This is a genomic window from Enterococcus termitis, assembly GCF_001730305.1.
Taxonomy (GTDB): domain Bacteria; phylum Bacillota; class Bacilli; order Lactobacillales; family Enterococcaceae; genus Enterococcus_L; species Enterococcus_L termitis.
Genome location: NZ_MIJY01000001.1, coordinates 39,380 through 59,688, shown reverse-complemented (window position 1 = coordinate 59,688; position 20,309 = coordinate 39,380). Strand labels below are relative to the sequence as shown.

The following is a 20,309-nucleotide window of genomic DNA, read 5'->3' as shown; positions in this document are numbered from 1 at the left end:
CTTCACCTCTTTGGATTATTTTCGTAAAACTCCCAATAACAAACGAAACTTGTCCTTTTTCGTCTTACCTTCTAGTTCTTGAATTTGAATCCTGCCAAACCCTCTGATAGACACGATATCTAATAAGTCTACCAAGAAATCCGGTCTAGTATTTTCCGTCCAATTCACTTTAACTTTACCAGACTCGATCAATTGCTTCGATCGCTGCCTAGATATATTATATACGCTGGAGATCAAATTATCCAGACGTAACGAACTGATTGTCGTTCGCTCATGTGTCCAATCATCTTTTGGAAGAATTAATTCTGTATAGTTTCGTTTCTCCAAACGTACAGCAATTTTTCCGATTTTTTCTACTTGAACAAGAATAAAGTTAGCCGTTTCTTTGGCAAGAAAAACTTGCCAACGGTCACCATCAGAAATGATATCTCCGAAATATTCACGTTTAATCCCAGTATTAACAAGGGTACCCAACACCTTGCCATGAGATAATGTAGAAAATTTAACTGGATAGACGATCTCAACCAATTCAATTTCAAAATCTTCCTGCTTTGGTTGATAATAATCAGGATAAATTAAGCATCTTTTCCGTTCGGCCTGTTCATAACCGCCATAGAACTTAAATTCAAGTTCACTATTTTGTCTGATCAATGTTTCCAGAATATAGGCTTGTCGAGGATCTAAAAAATCCGTTAGATAAGGTGCATATTGACTTTCCACTTGTTCTAACCAATCACCTACAGAATCAATAAAAGGATGCTCATCTTTGCGAAAATGTTGGTATACATTTGCGTTCATAGATAAATCATCCTTTCTTATTATTAATACAACAGTGATTCTAAAATTTTTCCTAATCCACTTGCAGCTAAATTCAGCACAATAATTGCGATCATTACGTTAAACCCGATCATACCGATGTTTAAATTCAAACGATCAAACAGGCTTAAATATGGTTCACAAATTCGTGCAATCAGACGGCCGAATGTGGATTCGTATGCCCCGGGAAACCAAGACAATAAGGCATAAATAATCAGAAGTCCTGAATAAATTCGAACAGCCAAATACAATAAAGAAATTAATTCAACGATATTAACGACCTCCTGACTAAAAATCAAACATTTGTTTCTTAGCTAAAGACTGTGCTGTAGCACTATCGATTTCGATGTTTGATGGTGTACATAGAAAAATTTCATCGCCGACACGTTGAATGTCTCCGTCTAATGCATAGACAGTTCCAGTTAGAAAGTCAACAATTCTTCTTGCTTGTTGTTCTTCAACTAAATGAAAATTAATCAACACAGCGTCACTAGCAATAATATGTTTAGCAATGTTCATCGCTTCAGAATAGACACGTGGTTCAATAATTGTGATTTTGCCAGCTCTACTTGAGCTATGTGTATCTTGCGAACGTTTAGCATTTGAGTTATTCGAACTACGCATGGAGACAACCTTTTTTTCATTAAATGCTGTTTCCTGACGGCTTTCTTTTTTATCTTGATGTGTTTCTGTTGAACGATAACGAGCAGATGGTTTCTCGGTTAAAGGTTCTGCTGGTCCACTAGGTACAGTTGGTCTTTGCACCTGCGTTGATGCTTGTCGAACCGTCTGTCTTGGTCGTTCATTAACAGCCTTTTGCTCTTCGTATTCATCATAATTATCATATTCATCTTCACCAGATAATCCAAAAAAGCTCGATAATGCATTTTTACTAAAAATTGACATAGATTCCCCTCCTTTACGCACCTCTGAAAATTGCTGTTCCGATTCGTACAAAAGTTGCACCTTCTTCGATAGCAATCGGGAAATCATTACTCATTCCCATACTGAGCTCTGTACATGGTGCATATGACAGATGCTGATTATTTATTGTTGACTGCAAAATCTTTAGCTTAGAAAAAACGTCATGGAGCACTTGCTCAGATGCATCTAACGGAGCCATCGTCATTAGACCGATTATTCTTATCTTATCAAAGGAAGCTAATTCTTGAATAAATTCAAGTACATCCTCTGAACGAAATCCGTGTTTGCTGTCTTCACCTGTGATATTCACTTCTACAAAACAAGCAATTGGTTTAACTGCTCGCTTTTGAATTTCTTCTGCTAACTTCAAGCTGTCTAACGCATGAAAATAATCTATCTCGTTGATTATTAATTTTACCTTCCTACGCTGTAAATTACCAATCAAATGCCACTTAATAGCTGAAAAATCTTTAAGTGCCATTTTTTTTTCGAGTAATTTATCTACTCGGTTCTCAGCCATATTCTCAATGCCAAGTTCAGCAAGCTCCTTGGCACGACCGCTTTCCACAGATTTAGTCACAGCAATCATAGTAACATCCTCGATCGTCCGTGCGGACCTTTGGCATGCCAGCTGAATTTCTTGATTTATTTTTTCTAAGTTATCAGCCAGCATGATCAAAAATCGCTCCTATCTTTTTCTGCGGAAAAATGGTGGTGTGTTTAATTCATCGTCATTGTTTTGTGTTGGTTCTTCACGATGAAACGTTTCAAAGTCTTTCTTTTCAGCATTATCAAATGTTGAATCGTCTACTTTAGGTCGTACGTTTTGTTCACGACGGATATCCCAATCTCCAAAAGCACTAGACTCTTCTTGTGGTTGAGGCTGTGACGGTTTTGACTGTTCCATATCAAGCACTGGTGCTTGTTGGACTGTTTGGATTTGAGTTGGTCTATTTTGACGTGGTGACTTACGATCTTTTTTAGAAGGATCGATTCCTGTCGCAATTACAGTTACACGAATTTCATCACCTAAATCTTCATTAATAGATGTACCGAGAATGATATTCACATCACCAGTAGCAGCACTTGTCACGATATCAGAAGCATCTTGAGCTTCGAATAATGTCATATCAAGTCCGCCAGTGATATTCAATAGGACTTGTTCAGCACCATCGATTGATGTTTCCAACAATGGAGAAGAGATTGCTTTTTTCGTTGCTTCGATGACACGATCTTCACCACTGGCAACACCAATTCCCATCAAAGCTGTTCCTTGATTTTCCATTACTGTTTTCACATCAGCGAAGTCTAAGTTGACATAGCCTGGTGCTGTAATCAAATCTGAAATACCTTGAACACCTTGACGTAAAACATTGTCTGCTTCACGGAATGCTTCAAGCATTGGCGTCTTTTTATCAACGACTTCTAGTAAACGGTTATTTGAGATGATTAATAATGTATCAACGTTTTCTTTCAAAAGAGCGATACCTTCTGCTGCAAAACGTCCACGTTTTGGTCCTTCAAAACTGAATGGTCTTGTTACAACTCCAACAGTTAAAGCACCTAATTCTTTAGCGATTTTAGCAACTACAGGAGCCGCTCCTGTTCCGGTTCCGCCGCCCATACCAGCAGTGATGAAAATCATATCAGCACCTTGTAACGCATCTGATATTACTTGTTCACTTTCTTCTGCAGCTTTTTGGCCAACTTCGGGTTGAGAACCTGCACCTAAACCACGTGTGTACTTAGGTCCAAGTTGAATGACTGTCTCGGCATTTGAGTTTTTAAGGGCTTGTACATCTGTATTTGCAGCGATGAATTCTACGCCTTTGACGTTTTCTTCGATCATGCGGTTAACAGCATTGCCGCCGCCGCCGCCTACTCCGATAACTTTGATGACAGCGCCATTGTTAATGTTATTATCTAAAGAAAATTCCATAGTATCGTTTCCTCCTGTTTTAATTGTTAGTCAAAAATGTTTGAGAAGAAGTCTTTGATTTTACCTGTAACTTTTTCACCAGATTCATGAATTTCTGAATCATCGTAATCTTCTTGTACACTATCAGCATATGTATCATATTGAACTTCCTGCTGAACAGCGATTGACGGTGAAGTTTTTATTTTTTCACCTGGGATTGCTCCCTTAGCGATATGGTAAATATCGTTAAGCTGAGCTGAGTATTCTACGATACTAATCACGTTGGTAAATACTGGGTTACGTAAGCCCATATGATTAGGAACATACAATTTCACACTTGCATCAAAAATCTCCTGTGCTAGATCTACCACACCAGGAAGACTTGCGCCGCCGCCAGTTAAAATAACACCGCCAGGCAATTCCAATGCATCGATTTCGTCAAGTACTTCTTTTGATTTTTTGAAGATTTGTTCCACTCTTGCTTCGATTACTTCCGAAAGATAGCGTTCATCAACCTTAACGGGCTCTGACTTACCGATCACATCAACTGGAAACTCTTCACTAACTGATGTTCTTTCTGGATAAGCATCACCATAATTGATCTTTAAGGCTTCTGCATTATTGAATGATGTATTCAATACAATCGAAACATCTTTAGTGACGAATTCTCCGCCTTCTTGATTGACATGAGTGAACTTCAATTGTTTATCATGCATCACAGAAGTTGTTGTTTGACCGCCGCCCATATCGATAACGATCGTACCAAAATCTTTTTCGCCATCAGATAGAACTGTTTCAGTTAAAGCTAAAGGCATAATCACTAATTCATTGACTGTTAAACCAGCTTTTTCAACACATTTTCTTGTATTGTGAATAATTGTTTTCGGTCCTGTAAAGACAACACCGAACATTTCTAAACGAACGCCAATCATTCCTCTAGGGTCTTTGATTCCTTCAAACCCATCTACTGTAAATTCTTGAGGTAAAATTGCAACGATTTGACGTTCAGGAGGAGTTGAACGAACCAGAGCTGCCGATGCAACATTACGTACATCTTCATCAGTGATTTCTTTTGACTCACTACTTACAGCGATCATTCCTTGGCAATTTTCCACTTCAAGTAAGTTTGCTGGTAACCCCACATTCACACTTTTAATTTGAATTCCCGCTTTTTCTTCTGCTTGTCTTACTGCTCTTTGAATCGCATTTACTGTTTTATCAATATCGACGATGATGCCTCGATTTAATCCATCAGATTTTGCATTTCCTACGCCAATAATATTCATTTGACCTTCAATAAATTCAGCCACTACAACTTTTACAGATGTTGTACCAATATCAAGGCCTACATACATTCCTGTCTTTGCCATGAATGGGGTTCCTCCTCCTATTAATTCCAATATGTAAACAAGCATCAAAGAGCTGTTTACATATATATTTTTTAATGAATACTCACTTCTTTCAATTTTACCATAAACATGGGCTTTTTAGAAAGCAGATTCTACTATTTTATGCTTTTTATTTTCTTAAGTTTATTCAAGTGCCTCAGATGATTCCTCTGCGCTTTGCTCAGTCTCTCCATTATTTACTGGATAAGAGAAAATTCCAACTTCCATATCAATGATTCCAGGACTTTCCATTTGACCAGCTACTTTCCCGTAATACGCCATTTTCTGCTCCAATTGCGAAATATTTACGATCACTTCATTTGCATCTTTCATATGCAAATTGATCAATTCTTTATTTGCATTAGAAGGAGCATAACGAATTTCAGAGATATTTTGCTTGATATCTTCTGGAAGCTGATTATAAGAATTTATTAAGTTTCGAATGATTTTCTGATCTTTAAAATTCTGGAAAACGGGCATCCCACTTACTGGAGCATTCATTTCCTCTGATAAAATCTTTCCATTTTCTAAAATTGGATGGTAGATATTATTAATGGATTCCAAAGCGACTACTTTATACTCTTCGATTTTTATGTTGAACGAGTTGATTCCGCTCAACGAGATGGTTGCTTTTTTCACACGCGGCAATTGACGTTTGATTTTTTCTTCATAGATATTTCTATCGCCAAACTGCTCCCAAAGACTGACACCTTTTTCAAGTTTCGATTGCTCGATGACCTTTTGACTTTCGACAGACGTATTCCCAGTCACACCAATATTACCTAATTTACTCAGCGGAGAAACAAAGTAAAGTACAATCAAAATCGCAATTAAAAATACCGATATGATCAATGATAAACGTCGATATAATCGCGTATTTCGTACTTTTTTTATATTTGGTAAGCGGTCTGCAAAAGATTCGTAAGTTTGCTGTGTTTTTTCTTCAGGGACTAAATCCTCTGACGGCGTTTCTGCTTCAGTTTTTGCTTCTTTTTCTTGCTCGTCTTCTTCCTCTTGAGCCTCGTTTGGCACGACCGATGGGTTCCAGGCTGGTTGATCTCCTTGTGTTTTTAAGTATTCCAGATTTTCTTTTTGCCATGGAGTCAACTGTTGTTCATCGATTGGCTCAAGTGTTTCTTCTTGCTGGTCTTTAGTTTCTCCTGGATCGTCTTTCTTCTTACTAATCTTTTACACCCCCTATCAAGTAATTTCTTTGACCACTTTGTATAGTCGATCACTGGCATCTGGGATGCCTTCTTTTTTAGAAGCTTCAGCCATAGCAGCATGACGCTCTGCATCTAATAAAATCGCATCAATTTCTGCTACTAATTTAGCTCCTGTCAGGTCTTGGTCACGAATCATTTCAACAGCTCCAGATTTGACTAAACTTTGGGCATTTTTTGTTTGATGGTCATTTGTCACATACGGACTTGGCACTAAAATTGCTGGCAAGCCTAATGCTGTAAATTCCGCGATAGAAGTAGCTCCAGCTCGGCCGACCATTAAATCTACTGCAGCCAGCACTTGCGCCATTTTATCAATATACGGCTGAATGCTTACATTTGTCAATTTTTTTCCGGCAAGATTTACGTTTTTTTGTAATTCTTTATAATATCTTTCTCCGGAAGCGTAAAGCACCTGATATTCTTTTTCTTCAAACAATGGCAGTGCCTCAACAAAAGCTTGATTGATCTTCAAAGCACCGCGGCTGCCACCAAAGATGACCACTGTCTTTTTCTCTGGCAGTAAGCCGTAGTCTTTTAGGACTTCCGTTTTTTGAGTTGTCACTACTTCTTGCGCACGAGGGTTTCCTGTTAGAACGACTTTTTCTTTTGGAAAATACTCGGCAACATCTGGAAAACAAATAGCAACTTTTGTTGCATACTTACTTAAAAACTTGTTTGTTATACCAGGTATGCTGTTTTGCTCGTGAACGATCGTTGGAATCTTTAATTGCTTTGCCGCATAGACGACAGAGCCTGATACATAGCCGCCCGTCCCAATGACGACATCCGGTTGAAATTCTTTAATCATTTTTTTAGCTTTTCCGATACTGCTAAGGAAAAGATACACAGTCTTAATATTTTGAGGGCTTAGTGACCGTCGAAATCCTTGTATTTTGATGGTCTTAAATGGAATATCATATTTAGGAACGATCTGGCTTTCAAGTCCGTTTTCCGTCCCAACATACATGAATTCCGTATCAGGTTCTACTTCTCTGACGTGATTAACAAAAGCCAAAGCTGGATAAATATGTCCGCCTGTTCCGCCTCCGGTTATCAATATCTTCATAATTCTCTCACTTTTCTTTGTCATTTAGCTGATTCATTGCTTGAATAAAAGCATCTCCACGCAATTCAAAGTTGGGGTATTGATCCCAGCTTGCACACGCAGGCGATAATAGAATAGTATCATTTTTTTCAGAAAATTCATAGGCATCCTGTACAGCTGATTGAACATTTTCAGTTAAATGAATTTCTGTGATTCCTGCTGCAAGTGCTGCCTTTTTTAACTTTTCTTTCGTTTCTCCGAATAAGTAAATTGCTTTAACTCCCTTTAGCGAAGGAACCAATTCATCAAACTCGTTGCCTCGATCCAATCCGCCAGCTAGCAAGAGCAGTGACGAACGCTCAAAACCACTTAAAGCCATCTCAGTAGCCAAAATATTAGTCGCCTTTGAATCATTATAAAATTTACGTCCAGCTATTTCACCGACATACTGCGTCCGATGGGGTACCCCTGTGAAAATCATCAACGTCTGTCTTATTGCAGCAGTCGGAACATGTTTCAATTTGGCTACTACAATCGCAGCTAGCGCATTTTCAATATTATGACTCCCTGGTACACCTAATTCTTTCGAACTCATGATGTATTCATCCTCATAATAAATTTTATCTTCTAAAAGATAGGCGCCCGCTACTTTTTCTTTTGTTGAAAATGGAATAATCGTAGCTTGAGTCGTCTTACTCAATTCTTGCAACTCTTGCTGATTCCAGTTCAATACTAGAAAATCAGTTTCTTTCATGTTTTTCTGCAAAGCCCATTTTGCTTTGACATACTCTTCTCTAGAACCATGATAATCTAAATGTGCTTCATAAATATTCGTAATAACCGCTATCTCTGGTCGAAACGTTTGAATCCCCATCAATTGGAAACTTGATAACTCCATCACAATATCATCTGCTGATTTAGCTTCTTCCGCAACTTCACTTGCAGGATAACCGATATTTCCAGCTAATCTAGCTGTTCCATCTGCTCGTTCAGCATTTAAAAGTAACCCAATCATCGTTGTCGTTGTTGTCTTTCCATTTGTTCCAGTAATCCCAATAATCGGACACTCCGCAATTTGATAAGCCAGCTCAACTTCTGTAATGATTGGCAATTTCATTTCCAATGCTTTTTCTACCAAAGGATTCGTGTAAGGAATACCCGGATTTTTAACAATCAAAGAAAAATCTTCATCCAAGAGTTCAATGGGATGTCCACCTGTAACAACACGAATACCCAAGGTTAACAAATCTTGGGCTTCCGGGTTTTGATCAAATTGTTTAAAATCATTCACTGTCACTAATGCACCTAGCTCATGAAGCAACTTCGCCGCACTAACGCCACTCTTTGCCAGCCCAAGAACAAGGACTTTTTTGTTTTCATAATCAGTAATTTTTTTCATCATAAATTCTCCTTATCTTATATAAAAGCTGAGAGAAGCGGTTAACTCTGTAGAAAATTAGGAAATTTGATACGAAACGCTCTTTGTTTCTTAGCATAATTTATCTATTTTCCTAAGAGTTGCTTCTTGATGCTAGACATATTAAAAGCTGAGAGAAGCGATTAGTCTTGTAGAAAGTTAGGAAATTGAGAGTGAAATGCTCTTTATTTCATTCGATGTTTCTCTACTTTCCTAAAGGCTGCTTCTTGATGCTAGACAATAAAAGCTGAGAGAAGCGATTAGTCTTGTAGAAAGTTAGGAAATTGAGAGTGAAATGCTCTTTATTTCATTCGATGTTTCTCTACTTTTCTAAGTTACTTCTTGTGGCTGAATCAATCAACACCGTTTAAAAAATAATCCACAGTGTAACGCCTGAACAAACTAGTGCTGTCAGCCAAAAGACAATATCGATTTTCCATTCTGACCAACCACACATTTCAAAATGATGATGGATCGGAGACATTTTAAAAATTCGTTTACCGAATAATTTAAAGGAAGTAACTTGTAAAATCACACTAGCTGTTTCACATACGTAAACTAGTCCAATCAGCAACAATGTCCATTCTTGACGTAAAATAATAGAAATCGCTGCAAGTAATCCACCTAATGCAAGCGAACCGACATCACCCATGAATATTTTTGCTGGCTTTCTATTATAAGGAAAGAAGCCGATTAATCCGCCAATCACACTTAAACAAATGATCACTACATCAAACTGCTGCTGCTTCCACGCAATGATTGCGTATGTACCAAATGAAATCGTCCCAAGTCCGGCAACCAAACCATCTATTCCATCAGTTAGATTTACTGCATTTGAAAAACCAACTAACCAGAAAATCACAAAGACACCATAAAAAATACCTAAAGGCAACGTAGTGATTCCAAAAAGATCTAGTGAATCGGGTAAGCCTTCAGAACGATACACAAAATAGAACACTAAGCCGCCAATAATTTGGCCAACTAATTTTTGACGAGAATTCAGTCCCATATTTCTTTTTTTGAACACTTTGATAAAATCATCAAGAAATCCTAATAGTCCATAAAGAACTAGAATGAATAAAATAATAAGTAGTGACGGAGTAAACTCTTGTTTCCACAATCCCACTAATAATGACGTGATCAAGCTGGCAACTAGGAAGACGAGTCCTCCCATCGTCGGCGTACCTGTTTTCACATTATGCCAAGTGGGTCCATCTTCACGCGTCGTCTGACCTTGTTTTTTCATTTGAAAATATCCGATAAAAATCGGCATCACTGCCACCGTAATAGCGAAGCTAAATACTATCGGGATAAAAATTTGCGTCCACTCCATGATATCTCTCCTAATTATTCCACTCTTTTTATGTTGTTCATCATTTTTTAACTACTTATTTTGCAACATCAGCTGCTTCAGTCGACTCACTATCTACCGAATCCATCACAACTTTCATCAACGGATTCGCAATTTTCGCAAGTGCTTCTCTTGTGTAACTTTGAGGTTTCTTCATTGTTAGATATAAAATATATTCTGGGTTATCTGCTGGAACCATTTCAACAACCGAATAGGTATAATCTGTCAAACCAGCCATATAGCCATTTTCTCCGGTAATCTGTGCAGTCCCTGTTTTAGCAGCTACATGATAACCAGGTACTTTATAAACATCATAAGCAATCCCATAGGTTGGATCTTCTACTGTATCGATCATATATGTCCGAATATCACTTGCTGCTTGGGGTGTGATAATTTGCTGACCGACACTTTCAGGTTGTGTGACTTTTTCTTCACCAGTATTTCTATCAACAATTTTATTGATATATTGCGGCTTCAACATTGATCCATCATTTGCGATCGCTGTAAAAGCCTGCATCATTTGAAAATTCGTCACGTCAACAGCTTGTCCAAACGAAGACATCGCTTGATCGACCCAGTTGTCTCCTGGAAGACTTCCGGCTGACTCACCTGCTAAACCTGAATTAGTTGATTTACCAAATCCAAATTTCTCCAAGTATTCTTTCCATTTTTCGCCGCCCATACTTTGTTCAAGTGTTAGCATCCCAACATTACTAGACCAAGAAATTGCTTGTCGAAACGTCAACGTTCCAATGGCGCCAAAATCATGATCGTTTACCGTTCTGTCATCCAATTTGTATCCGCCAGCGGGATAAGCAAATGTCGCATTGGGATTAAATTTTCCTTCTTGAATCGCAGCCGCAGCTGTGAACAATTTCATGGTCGAACCTGGTTCGAATTTATCTTCAACTAAAAGATTGCGCCAAATAGCATCTTTTCCCAACCCTTCTTTTGTTTCAGGATTAAATGATGGTCGCTGTGACATTGCAATGATTTCGCCAGATTTTGCTTTCATTAGCATTGCTGTCATTTCTTCCGGTTCATATTCTTCAACAACCGGATCCATAAGAGACTCTAACTGACTTTGAATGCGCATATCTAATGTTGTATAGATATCTTGTCCATCCACTGCTTTTTTTTCACTAGCAATCGTTCCTGGAAGCGGATTGCCATACACATCTTTTTTGTAATCGATTTTTCCATCATGTCCACTCAAAATATCATTATACGATTCTTCCAAACCCATTTTTCCGATCAATCCTTTGGAATCGTCGTCTGCATCTGCTGCATCCGTATAACCAATAAAGTGAGAGGCAAAGACACCATTTGGATAAATTCGCGCTGGATGCCCCTCAAAATAAAGACCAGCGAGTTTTTGTTCTTTTAACATGTCTTCAATTTTTTGTCTAGTTTCTAAAGTGAGATTTTTTCCTTTAGTGCCAAATTCTACTTGGAATCTTACAGTTCCGTCTTCATTGACACCACCGTTTAAATATTTCAATGCTTCATCTTTTGTGAGTTCGGTATTTTGGTCCAAAATTTCCGCTAAAGCATCAAAATCTTTTTTCTGGGCATAGAGTTTTTTGTTTTCTTCACCCAGATAGGTTTCAGATAAAATCGCGTAAACAGAGTAAGAGGTTGCATCTTCTGCAATTACTTCACCATTCCGATCCAATATAGCGCCTCTTTTAGCTTTGACCACGCTGCTGCCTTGATACAAATTAGCTGTTTTTTCTGGTAGCGAAACACCTGCTACTTTTCCAACTGCAACGATATACGTCAATCTAAAGGCAAATAAAAAGAACAATCCAATACTCGTAGCAAATAAAATAATGCCTACTTTTTTACGATTGTTCATTGGATTTAAGTTCTTCTTTTTGACAAAATTCTTTATTTTATTTTTTATACTCATTATTTCACGTTCCTTATGTTATCAACGTTATCTGAAAGACCTTTTTTCTTTGCAACGTCCTTGATACGATCCGCTTTTGATAATTCATTTTTTTGTTGTTCCAATTTCAAAGCAGATTCTTCTTTTTCTTGGATCATTGCTTGCGTTTCAGTGATTTCATTAGTCATTTGTGTAATAGATGTACGTACTTGAATGGTGAGAACTGCTATACCAATAATCGCTACGAGCAACAAAAAGCCGATAGTCTTTTCTAAGAGTGAGATATTTCTCAGCTTCCTTTTCGGAGATTGGGGTAAATTGGGATTTTTTTGAACTTTAGGTTCATGTTCTACCTCTACGATTGGCTCATCCATTACTGGAACATCGTATTGAAAATCATCCAGTCTTTTTAACTCAGCCATTTCGTTACCCCTTCCTCTAAATGTTTGATTTTACCTTTTCGGCAATTCTTAGTTTTGCACTTCTTGAGCGATTATTTTCAGCCAATTCAATCTCACCAGGTAAAATTGGCTTTCTTGTGATTACTTTTAGTTCCGGTTGAAACTCTTCTGGAACGACCGGGATACCCGGAGGTAAATCTTGTATAGTACTGTATTCTTTAAACATATTTTTGACGATTCGATCTTCTAAAGAGTGAAATGTAATCACACTAATCCGACCATTTTTATTTAATAAAGCAATAGCTTGCTCTAATGACTCTTCTACAACGCCAAGTTCATCATTCACAGCGATTCGAATCGCTTGGAAAATTCGTTTGGCTGGATGACCGCCTTTTCTTCTGGCAGGTGCCGGAATGGCCGTCTTAATAATTTCGACTAATTCTCCAGTGGTTTGAATCGGCTCTTTTGCTCGAACACGTTCAATTTCTCTAGCGACTTGTTTTGAAAATTTTTCTTCCCCATAACGGAAAAAAATCTTTACGAGTTCGTTATAGCTATATTCATTCACTACATTATATGCAGAAAAATCCGCGTCTTGATCCATCCTCATATCCAGAGGTGCATCTTGGTGATAACTAAAGCCTCGTTCAGCTTCGTCCAGTTGAGGAGAGGAAACACCTAAGTCGTATAAAATACCATCAACTTGATAAACTTCCTGTTCAGCTAATTGTTGTTCGAGGTGTCGAAAATTCGACTTGATAAATGTCACCATGCCTTTATCAACATATTTCTTTAGTCGTTGTGCTGCATGATCCAATGCCTTCTGGTCTTGATCAAATGCGTACAAGTGACCTTGTTCGCTTAATTGAGAAAGTAAATACTCACTATGACCTGCGCCACCCAATGTACAATCGACATAGATGCCGTCTTCTTTCACATGTAACCCATCCACTGTCTCTTTCAATAAAACAGTATAGTGCTGAAAGTCCTTCGTCATAATGCTCCTCTTTCTAAAAACCAAAATCAATCATTGTTTCTGCAATTTCATCAAAATTCTCTTCAGCTTCTGTAGAAAATTCTTGCCAGCGGGCTTCATCCCAAATCTCGATTCGGTTTGATACTCCGATGATTACACAAGCTTTTTCCAAACTGCCATGTGTTCTTAACGCAGCAGGGATGTTGATTCTACCTTGTTTATCGATTTCACATTCAGTTGCAGCCGAATAAAAAAAGCGGACAAATGTGCGGGCATCCTTTTTAGCTAGAGGCATTTCTTTCAACTTTTCCTCTAGTTGTTCCCATTCGGACATTGGATAACCAAATAAACAGCCATCCATTCCTCTTGTGACTACAAATTTCTCGCCTAATTGGTCGCGAAATTTAGCAGGTACGATGAGTCGGCCTTTGGCATCTATATTATGTTGAAATTCACCCATAAACATAGCCAATATTCCCCACTTTTCCACTTGATAGAAACAGTCTACCACATCCTACCACTTTCTACCACCAAAAACGTATAATCTTCTTGCATTTAATGGTTATTTAAAAAGTTTGTAATATTACTTATTAAGATAAATCCGCTCTAAAAAACGCTATCAACACCTGTATAATAACTTTTTAAAAGATTTCACTTTCTTTTTTTTCACCTATCATTCTCATAAAAATATTACAATTTTTTTTAGTGGAGGAAAGTGGGGGATTTGCTCTTATTTTTACCTGCTCTACATCGCTGCATTTTTCGTTATCCAGTCAACTTATGCCAGATAGTGAAAGATATTCAATAAAATCAACACTCCATATAAAATCAGGCTTAAAAGAAAAACTAAACGCCAAAACATTTTAAAATATCTGCCGTAAAGAATTTCTCCGTAATAGTACGCTTGAAAAACAGCGACACAGATCCCCAATAACAATACTGAGATGATCATATATGGAACAATAGACTGTCCATAACTATCCTTTGATAATTCATTTAGTCCTATAAATAAAAATGGAATAGAAATATCTGGTGCTTTTACCTTATAACGCTCTGTCAATGAGAACGTTGAGATAATAAAATTGCACGCAAATAAAACAACTACTGGAAAAACATACCAAAAAAGCATAATGACTGAAAACGACACCATTTCCTACACAATTCCTTTCGTAACACACTTAGTTAACTATACTTCATCTTCTTTACACTGATGTTTCATTTCGTTTAAAAATTCATGCCTAAATAATACTAAATGACAAGGCTTTTATTCCCCGAAAACCAGTCAAGTCTATTATAATGGAATTAACAAACTCTTGAAAGAATGAGGTGAGCTTTTGATTAATTACTTAGCACTGGAAAATGGACAGTTTACTTCATCGAATTCAACTACGGAAGATACGATTTGGCTAGCTGTCGAAAGACCATCAGAAGAAGAAATCAATCACTTAATAGACACTTACAAACTCCCTAAAGATTATATCACAGGAGTGCTGGATGATGATGAAAATTCTCGTTTTGAAGGACTTCATCAAAATACACTGGAAGAACCGGCTCTATTGCTGGTCCAGTACCCGCACGCAACCATTAGCCCCAGCGGCTATACCCAACTAGACACTTTTCCATTTGCAGTTATTTTGACGACAGACGGAAAGGTAATTACTGTAATTAATAAATCAGCCGATTTCTTGAAAAAGGCATTGACTACTCCTTTTCCGAATAGTGAACTACCGATCCAAGAATCGCTTATTTTATATTTATCTTGGCATATTTCAACCTGCTACAATCGCTTTTTAAAAGAATTGATCCAAGAGACAAATAAGCTGGAAGGTGAATTAAAAGTCTCCACTGAAAATAGTCAACTCTATCAAATCATGGATATTCAAAAAAGTTTAGTCTATTTTGAATCAGCGATCAATTCCAACTTAGAAGTATTGAACCGACTTTATTCCGCTAAAATTTTTAGCGATCCTAGAGCTCATTTGCCTCATCTTCACGATATTCTTGTGGAAACAAAGCAGGCTGCAACGACAACTAAAATTCAGTTAAAGCTTGTAGATAAAATCAGTGATACTTTTTCAGCAATCGTTTCAAACAACTTGAATAATGTGATGAAGATCCTAACCTCACTAACGATCGTCTTAACGATTCCCACAATCATTGGAGGTGTCTTTGGAATGAATGTGAAATTGCCGTTTGCCAATCGGGAAGATGCCTTTTTTTGGATATCCGTTGTAACCACCGTTACGTGCATCTTTGTCATTTACAGGCTAAAGAAACGAAACCTTTTGTAAAATTTCTGGTTGCCGATTTAGTCAAAAGGTTGTACACTAAAGAAAGTAAAGTATAAGGATGTGTAAGATCAATGAACGATAAAAAGACAAGTACTTTCTCTAAAGTGACTAAAGTCGTTGTTTGGTTGATGCTGATCGCTATTGCCGGTTCGACATTATTGACTGCTATCATGAGTATGAGATAATCAACCAAATAAACATATACGGAGACAATTTTTTGAAGAAACACGAGCACTATTCCTTCATTATCTTGATCTCTTACATCAAAAAAAGGACGAGACAAACGTATTTGTCTCGTCCTTTTTTTGATGTAGAGCTCTGAATAAAACTACTTTTTATTGCTTGAAATAGACGCTCTATCCCTTCCGTTCTTTCTCAGCCATATTCAATAATTCCTCAGCGTGCTCCATTGTCAGTTTAGTGATCTCGCTGCCTGAAAGCATCCGAGCAATTTCTGTCACTCGTTCCTTTTCTTCCAAACGTCGAACTTTTGTTTCAGTCCGCTCACCAATGATTTCTTTTTCGATAAAGTATTGATAATCAGCAACGGCTGCGACTTGGGGCAAATGAGTGATACATAGTACTTGCGAATCTTCTGAAATCTGATAAATCTTATCTGCAATTGCCTGTGCCACACGTCCGCTGACACCTGTATCCACTTCGTCAAAAACAATGCTTGTAATTCCCTGTGACTTAGAAAAAATGGTTTTCAAAGCAAGCATCACACGAGAAAGTTCACCACCAGAAGCTACTCTAACTAAAGGCTTCAACGGCTCACCTGGGTTTGTTGTAATATAAAATTCGACTTGATCGAGTCCTTCTTCTGTGATTTGATCTTCAGGCAGCTCTGAAAAACGTATATCAAATTCTGTCCGCTCCATGTATAACTCTTTCAATTCTTTTAAGATACTTTTTTCTAAAACAGCTGCAACTTTTTTTCTAATGGTCCGCAACTTCATTCCAAGTTCAAGAACTTGGTTTTTCTTTTCAACTAATAACGTTTCAAGCTCTCCCGTGCGGCCTTCCAGAAAGTCAGCATCTGCTAACTCACGGGTGATTTCATGATAATATTCAAGGATGGAATCGATCGACTCACCGTACTTTCGTTTCATTTGGCGGATTAATTCTAATCTTGTTTCTACTTCATTTAATCGGTTTTCATCTAGTTCTAAACTGTCGATATGACGCGTTAAATCACCACTAGCTTCTTGTAATAAGTAATAGCTGTTTTGAACAGTTTCCGAAAGCGCTTTGTATTCAGGATCAAGGTTTTCAATCGAAGAAAGTTCATTCATAGCATAACCGATTTTATCCAAGCTACTGTCGCCTTCTCCGTTGATCGCTTCATGACTCGCAGCTAATGCGTCTGCAATTTTTTGGAAATTACCTAATTTGTTCCGCTCTTCTATCAATTGCTCTTCTTCTCCTGCAACTAGCTGAGCAGCAGCGATTTCATCGCTTTGAAATTGCAGCATGTCCATCCGCTGAGCGAATTCTTTTTCATTTTTTTGACGATTTCTGACTTTTTTTTCAATCATCCGATAATCAGAATAACTTTCTTCATATTGTTCTTTGATTTTCAATAATTCCTTGTCGCCAAAATCATCCAGCATCCCTAAATGTCTATCACTTTGCATCAATTCTTGGTGCTCGTTTTGTCCATGAATATCAACTAAATATTCTCCAACTTTGCGTAGATTTGCAATGTTGATGATTCGACCGTTCACCCGGCAGACATTTTTCCCAGAAGTGGAAATATCTCGTTGGATCACAAGTGATTCCTCATCATTTTCGATACCAAGTTCTTCCAGCAGATTGACTAATTCTTGGTTTTTCGGCATCGTAAATAGCCCTTCCAATACACATTTTGATGCTCCTTGGCGGATATAATCGCTTGAGCCTCGTCCTCCAGTCAATAAGCCCATTGCATCGATAATAATCGATTTACCAGCACCCGTTTCACCAGTTAAAACCGTCATTCCCATTTGAAAGTCTAAACGTAAAGACGATATGATCGCAAAATTCTTTACAGAAAGTTCTTGCAGCATTGTTCATTCACCTCGATTTTTAAATATATCGGAAAAATTCAGCTTTTAAATACTCTGCATCTTTATCAGTCCGCGCAATAATCAAGACACTGTCATCGTCATTGATCGCAGCAAAAACAATGTCTTTGTATTGTTTTTCAATTAAATTAGAAACAGCAGCAGCATTCCCTGGTATAGTACGCAAAATAACCTGCTTATCCATCTGATCAACTGAAATAAATGCATCTTTCAGTAATTTTTCTAATTTAACTGCGCTATCTTCTTGCGTTTGAACAGGAACACTGTAGCGGTAGCCACCTTCAGCAGAAGGAACTTTGATCAATTTCATTTCTTTGATATCACGAGAAATCGTGGCCTGTGTGACTTCAACCCCTTTTTCTTGTAAGTAAGCCACAAAGTCTTCTTGTTTTTGAATATTTTTATCTGCTAATAAACGAGTAATCAGACGATGTCGATCTTTTTTTCTCATACTAATTGGCTCCTTTTCAAATCCATTTCCATTTTATCATAGCGTATTTTTATTCATTTTGAAAGTCTAAAAGCAGAGCACCAAAAAGATTAGCTGACGTAACATTAACATCTGATTTTAATAAAAAATTGCGGTTTAAACTATTTAAGCTAAACCGCAATCAACTATAAAAGAGTATCTGCATCTCACTACTTTTTCAATTCACGATGAGCAGCTGCTACCACTTCATCTATATCAACTGAATCGGTCATTGTTCCTGCTCCTTCAATAGAAGTCAGATAGGCTAGAAATTCAATATTTCCTTCACCACCTGTGATTGGAGAATAATCCAGTCCACTGATCATATAACCGTGCTCTTGCGCAAAAGTGAGAATATCATTTAGCACAAGTTTATGGGTTTCCGGTTCACGGACGATTCCTTTTTTACCAACAAGTTCTTTACCTGCTTCAAATTGTGGTTTAATTAAGGCAACAACTTGACCACCTGGTTTTAAAATAGCATGTAACGGCGGCAATATCAGCTTCAAAGAAATAAATGACACATCGATCGTTGCAATATCTGGTATCCCTTCTTCGAAATCTGCGGGTGTACTATACCGAAAATTCGTCCGTTCCATCACCACAACTCGTTCATCTTGACGAATTTTCCAAGCAAGCTGGTTGTAGCCCACATCCAACGCATAACTTAAACGAGCGCCGTTTTGTAAAGCAACATCAGTAAATCCGCCCGTAGAAGCGCCGATATCCAGCATCGTCTTATCTACTACATCGATTTGGAAAACCTGTAATGCTTTTTCTAATTTTAATCCGCCACGAGAAACATAAGGCAATGGTTGTCCTTTGACTTGAAGAGGTGTTTCAATCAAAATTTTCTCTCCCGGTTTATCTAATCGTTCATTTTTATCATTGTAGACGAGACCAGCCATCACTGCCCGTTTTGCTTTTTCCCTTGTTTCAAATAATCCTTGGTTAAACGCTAAAATATCCACGCGCTCTTTTTTCATAAGTGCCTTCTTTCTATGATAACCGCAATTGATTTAAAAATTCTTGTAATAATGCCAGATGAAAATCACTGCTTATTTCTTTCACTGCTTCTAACGTTTCATTGCCTAAATTAAGCTGTTCAGCCAATGCTTCTTTTGCACCTTCTAAGCCAAGCAAGCCTGGATACGTACTTTTGTTTAACGCTTCATCCCGACCAACTTGTTTACCTAGTTCTTCTTCTGAACTCGTCGCATCCAATAAATCATCCTTGATTTGAAAGGCCAATCCTAAATGACTGGCAAAAACACCAAGTAAGTCTACAACTTCTTGTGGCTGTTGCGCTAAAATTCCACCTGCTAAAAGAGCAAATTCAATCAGTGCACCGGTTTTCTTTTCATGCACATCCGCAAGTTCTGCGAGTGACAGTGAACTGTTTTCACCTTGCAGATCTCCTGCTTGTCCAGCGACCATTCCTTGTGTTCCAGAAGCTTTGCTTAACAGCTGAATCAGCAGCACTTTTTGATCAGACTGAATTTGGCTAAGTGCTACCAGTTGAAAAGCAGCCGTCAATAAGCCATCCCCAGCTAAAATAGCATGGGCTTCACCAAATACTTTATGATTTGTCGGTTTCCCACGGCGCAAGTCATCATCATCCATCGCCGGCAGATCGTCATGAATCAATGAGTACGTATGAATCATTTCAAGCGCTGCAGCAACTTGATAATCCGCAGTTTGTATTTCTCGATTGAATGAATCAAGTACTGCTAAAACCAGGAGCGGACGAAATCGTTTGCCACCCGCATGAATCGAATACAGCATCGCTTCTTTTAAACGATCATTTGCTGTATAATCATTGATAAAATTTTCCATTTCTTTTTCAATAAGCGGCAACTGTTGCTTACGAAAATCAGTGAAATTTTTCATCAATTTGCCTCTCCTTCTTCAAATGGAATTTCTTCGTTATTTTCAGTCATTACTTTCGTCAATGTTTTTTCAGCTTTTTCTAAAGTATCCTGACACTGTTTACTTAAGACCATTCCTTCTTGAAAAGCCGCAAGAGCTTCTTCCAAAGGAACATCGCCACGCTCTAAACGTTGTACGATTTCTTCTAATTCCGTTAATGATTCTTCAAATGTCTTTTCGACTGTTTTTTCTTTGGCCATT

General features: G+C 37.8%; 22 protein-coding genes. 2 read left to right on the top strand and 20 right to left on the bottom strand.

The window, feature by feature from the left end:
- Positions 1-15: 15 nt before the first annotated feature.
- From BCR25_RS00310 to BCR25_RS00240, 15 genes are all read right to left on the bottom strand, one after another.
- Positions 16-798 (bottom strand): YlmH family RNA-binding protein, encoded by a 783-nt coding sequence (locus BCR25_RS00310; protein WP_069661618.1) that lies wholly within the window; start codon positions 796-798, stop codon positions 16-18.
- A gap of 23 nt (positions 799-821) precedes the next feature.
- The gene (locus BCR25_RS00305; protein WP_245792240.1) at positions 822-1,115 is read right to left on the bottom strand and encodes a YggT family protein; all 294 of its coding nucleotides are present in this window, start codon (positions 1,113-1,115) and stop codon (positions 822-824) included.
- Positions 1,105-1,722, bottom strand: a complete 618-nt coding sequence (locus tag BCR25_RS00300) for a cell division protein SepF (RefSeq protein WP_069661617.1) — start codon at positions 1,720-1,722, stop codon at positions 1,105-1,107. Before BCR25_RS00300 ends, BCR25_RS00305 begins: the two co-directional genes overlap by 11 nt.
- Before the next feature lie 13 nt (positions 1,723-1,735).
- Positions 1,736-2,413 carry a YggS family pyridoxal phosphate-dependent enzyme gene (locus tag BCR25_RS00295; RefSeq protein WP_069661616.1) on the bottom strand — a complete coding sequence of 226 codons (678 nt, stop codon included), beginning with the start codon at positions 2,411-2,413 and terminating at the stop codon, positions 1,736-1,738.
- A 15-nt stretch (positions 2,414-2,428) separates the two neighbouring features.
- Positions 2,429-3,679 (bottom strand): cell division protein FtsZ, encoded by a 1,251-nt coding sequence (ftsZ, locus tag BCR25_RS00290; protein WP_069661615.1) that lies wholly within the window; start codon positions 3,677-3,679, stop codon positions 2,429-2,431.
- A 26-nt stretch (positions 3,680-3,705) separates the two neighbouring features.
- On the bottom strand, positions 3,706-5,028 hold the full coding sequence (ftsA, locus tag BCR25_RS00285; protein WP_069661614.1) for a cell division protein FtsA: 1,323 nt from the start codon (positions 5,026-5,028) through the stop codon (positions 3,706-3,708).
- A gap of 162 nt (positions 5,029-5,190) precedes the next feature.
- Complete coding sequence (locus BCR25_RS00280; protein WP_069661613.1) at positions 5,191-6,153, bottom strand: cell division protein FtsQ/DivIB; 963 nt, start codon at positions 6,151-6,153, stop codon at positions 5,191-5,193.
- 93 nt (positions 6,154-6,246) lie between these two features.
- Entirely contained in the window at positions 6,247-7,338 is a 1,092-nt protein-coding gene (gene murG, locus BCR25_RS00275; RefSeq protein ID WP_069662103.1) for an undecaprenyldiphospho-muramoylpentapeptide beta-N-acetylglucosaminyltransferase, read from the bottom strand.
- 7 nt (positions 7,339-7,345) lie between these two features.
- Positions 7,346-8,716, bottom strand: coding sequence for a UDP-N-acetylmuramoyl-L-alanine--D-glutamate ligase (murD, locus tag BCR25_RS00270; protein WP_069661612.1), 1,371 nt, complete (start codon positions 8,714-8,716; stop codon positions 7,346-7,348).
- Between the two features lie 385 nt (positions 8,717-9,101).
- Positions 9,102-10,067, bottom strand: coding sequence for a phospho-N-acetylmuramoyl-pentapeptide-transferase (gene mraY, locus BCR25_RS00265; RefSeq protein WP_069661611.1), 966 nt, complete (start codon positions 10,065-10,067; stop codon positions 9,102-9,104).
- Positions 10,068-10,122: 55 nt separating this feature from the next.
- Positions 10,123-11,997 (bottom strand): peptidoglycan D,D-transpeptidase FtsI family protein, encoded by a 1,875-nt coding sequence (locus tag BCR25_RS00260; RefSeq protein WP_069661610.1) that lies wholly within the window; start codon positions 11,995-11,997, stop codon positions 10,123-10,125.
- On the bottom strand, positions 11,997-12,398 hold the full coding sequence (gene ftsL / locus BCR25_RS00255; protein WP_069661609.1) for a cell division protein FtsL: 402 nt from the start codon (positions 12,396-12,398) through the stop codon (positions 11,997-11,999). Before ftsL ends, BCR25_RS00260 begins: the two co-directional genes overlap by 1 nt.
- 16 nt (positions 12,399-12,414) lie before the next feature.
- Complete coding sequence (gene rsmH, locus BCR25_RS00250) at positions 12,415-13,374, bottom strand: 16S rRNA (cytosine(1402)-N(4))-methyltransferase RsmH (RefSeq protein ID WP_069661608.1); 960 nt, start codon at positions 13,372-13,374, stop codon at positions 12,415-12,417.
- A 13-nt stretch (positions 13,375-13,387) separates the two neighbouring features.
- The gene (gene mraZ / locus BCR25_RS00245) at positions 13,388-13,819 is read right to left on the bottom strand and encodes a division/cell wall cluster transcriptional repressor MraZ (protein WP_010762855.1); all 432 of its coding nucleotides are present in this window, start codon (positions 13,817-13,819) and stop codon (positions 13,388-13,390) included.
- 312 nt (positions 13,820-14,131) lie between these two features.
- A complete protein-coding gene (locus BCR25_RS00240; protein WP_069661607.1) occupies positions 14,132-14,503 on the bottom strand; it encodes a DUF3397 domain-containing protein in 372 nt (123 codons plus the stop codon).
- Between the two features lie 184 nt (positions 14,504-14,687).
- Here BCR25_RS00240 and BCR25_RS00235 point away from each other — a divergent pair, with 184 nt between their 5' ends.
- Positions 14,688-15,644 carry a magnesium transporter CorA family protein gene (locus BCR25_RS00235; RefSeq protein WP_069661606.1) on the top strand — a complete coding sequence of 319 codons (957 nt, stop codon included), beginning with the start codon at positions 14,688-14,690 and terminating at the stop codon, positions 15,642-15,644.
- Between the two features lie 71 nt (positions 15,645-15,715).
- On the top strand, positions 15,716-15,829 hold the full coding sequence (locus BCR25_RS19735) for a DUF4044 domain-containing protein (RefSeq protein ID WP_071879564.1): 114 nt from the start codon (positions 15,716-15,718) through the stop codon (positions 15,827-15,829).
- 171 nt (positions 15,830-16,000) lie between these two features.
- On the opposite strand, the gene recN is transcribed toward BCR25_RS19735, so the two are convergent.
- The 5 genes from recN to BCR25_RS00210 form a co-directional block, all read right to left on the bottom strand.
- Positions 16,001-17,692 (bottom strand): DNA repair protein RecN, encoded by a 1,692-nt coding sequence (recN, locus tag BCR25_RS00230; RefSeq protein WP_069661605.1) that lies wholly within the window; start codon positions 17,690-17,692, stop codon positions 16,001-16,003.
- A gap of 19 nt (positions 17,693-17,711) precedes the next feature.
- Positions 17,712-18,161: an arginine repressor gene (locus BCR25_RS00225; protein ID WP_069661604.1), complete on the bottom strand. Its 450-nt coding sequence runs from the start codon at positions 18,159-18,161 to the stop codon at positions 17,712-17,714.
- Between the two features lie 188 nt (positions 18,162-18,349).
- Positions 18,350-19,165, bottom strand: a complete 816-nt coding sequence (locus BCR25_RS00220) for a TlyA family RNA methyltransferase (RefSeq protein ID WP_069661603.1) — start codon at positions 19,163-19,165, stop codon at positions 18,350-18,352.
- Between the two features lie 13 nt (positions 19,166-19,178).
- Positions 19,179-20,069 (bottom strand): polyprenyl synthetase family protein, encoded by an 891-nt coding sequence (locus BCR25_RS00215; protein ID WP_069661602.1) that lies wholly within the window; start codon positions 20,067-20,069, stop codon positions 19,179-19,181.
- Complete coding sequence (locus BCR25_RS00210; protein ID WP_069661601.1) at positions 20,069-20,308, bottom strand: exodeoxyribonuclease VII small subunit; 240 nt, start codon at positions 20,306-20,308, stop codon at positions 20,069-20,071. The genes BCR25_RS00215 and BCR25_RS00210 overlap by 1 nt, the downstream gene beginning before the upstream one ends.
- Between the last annotated feature and the right edge of the window lies 1 nt (position 20,309).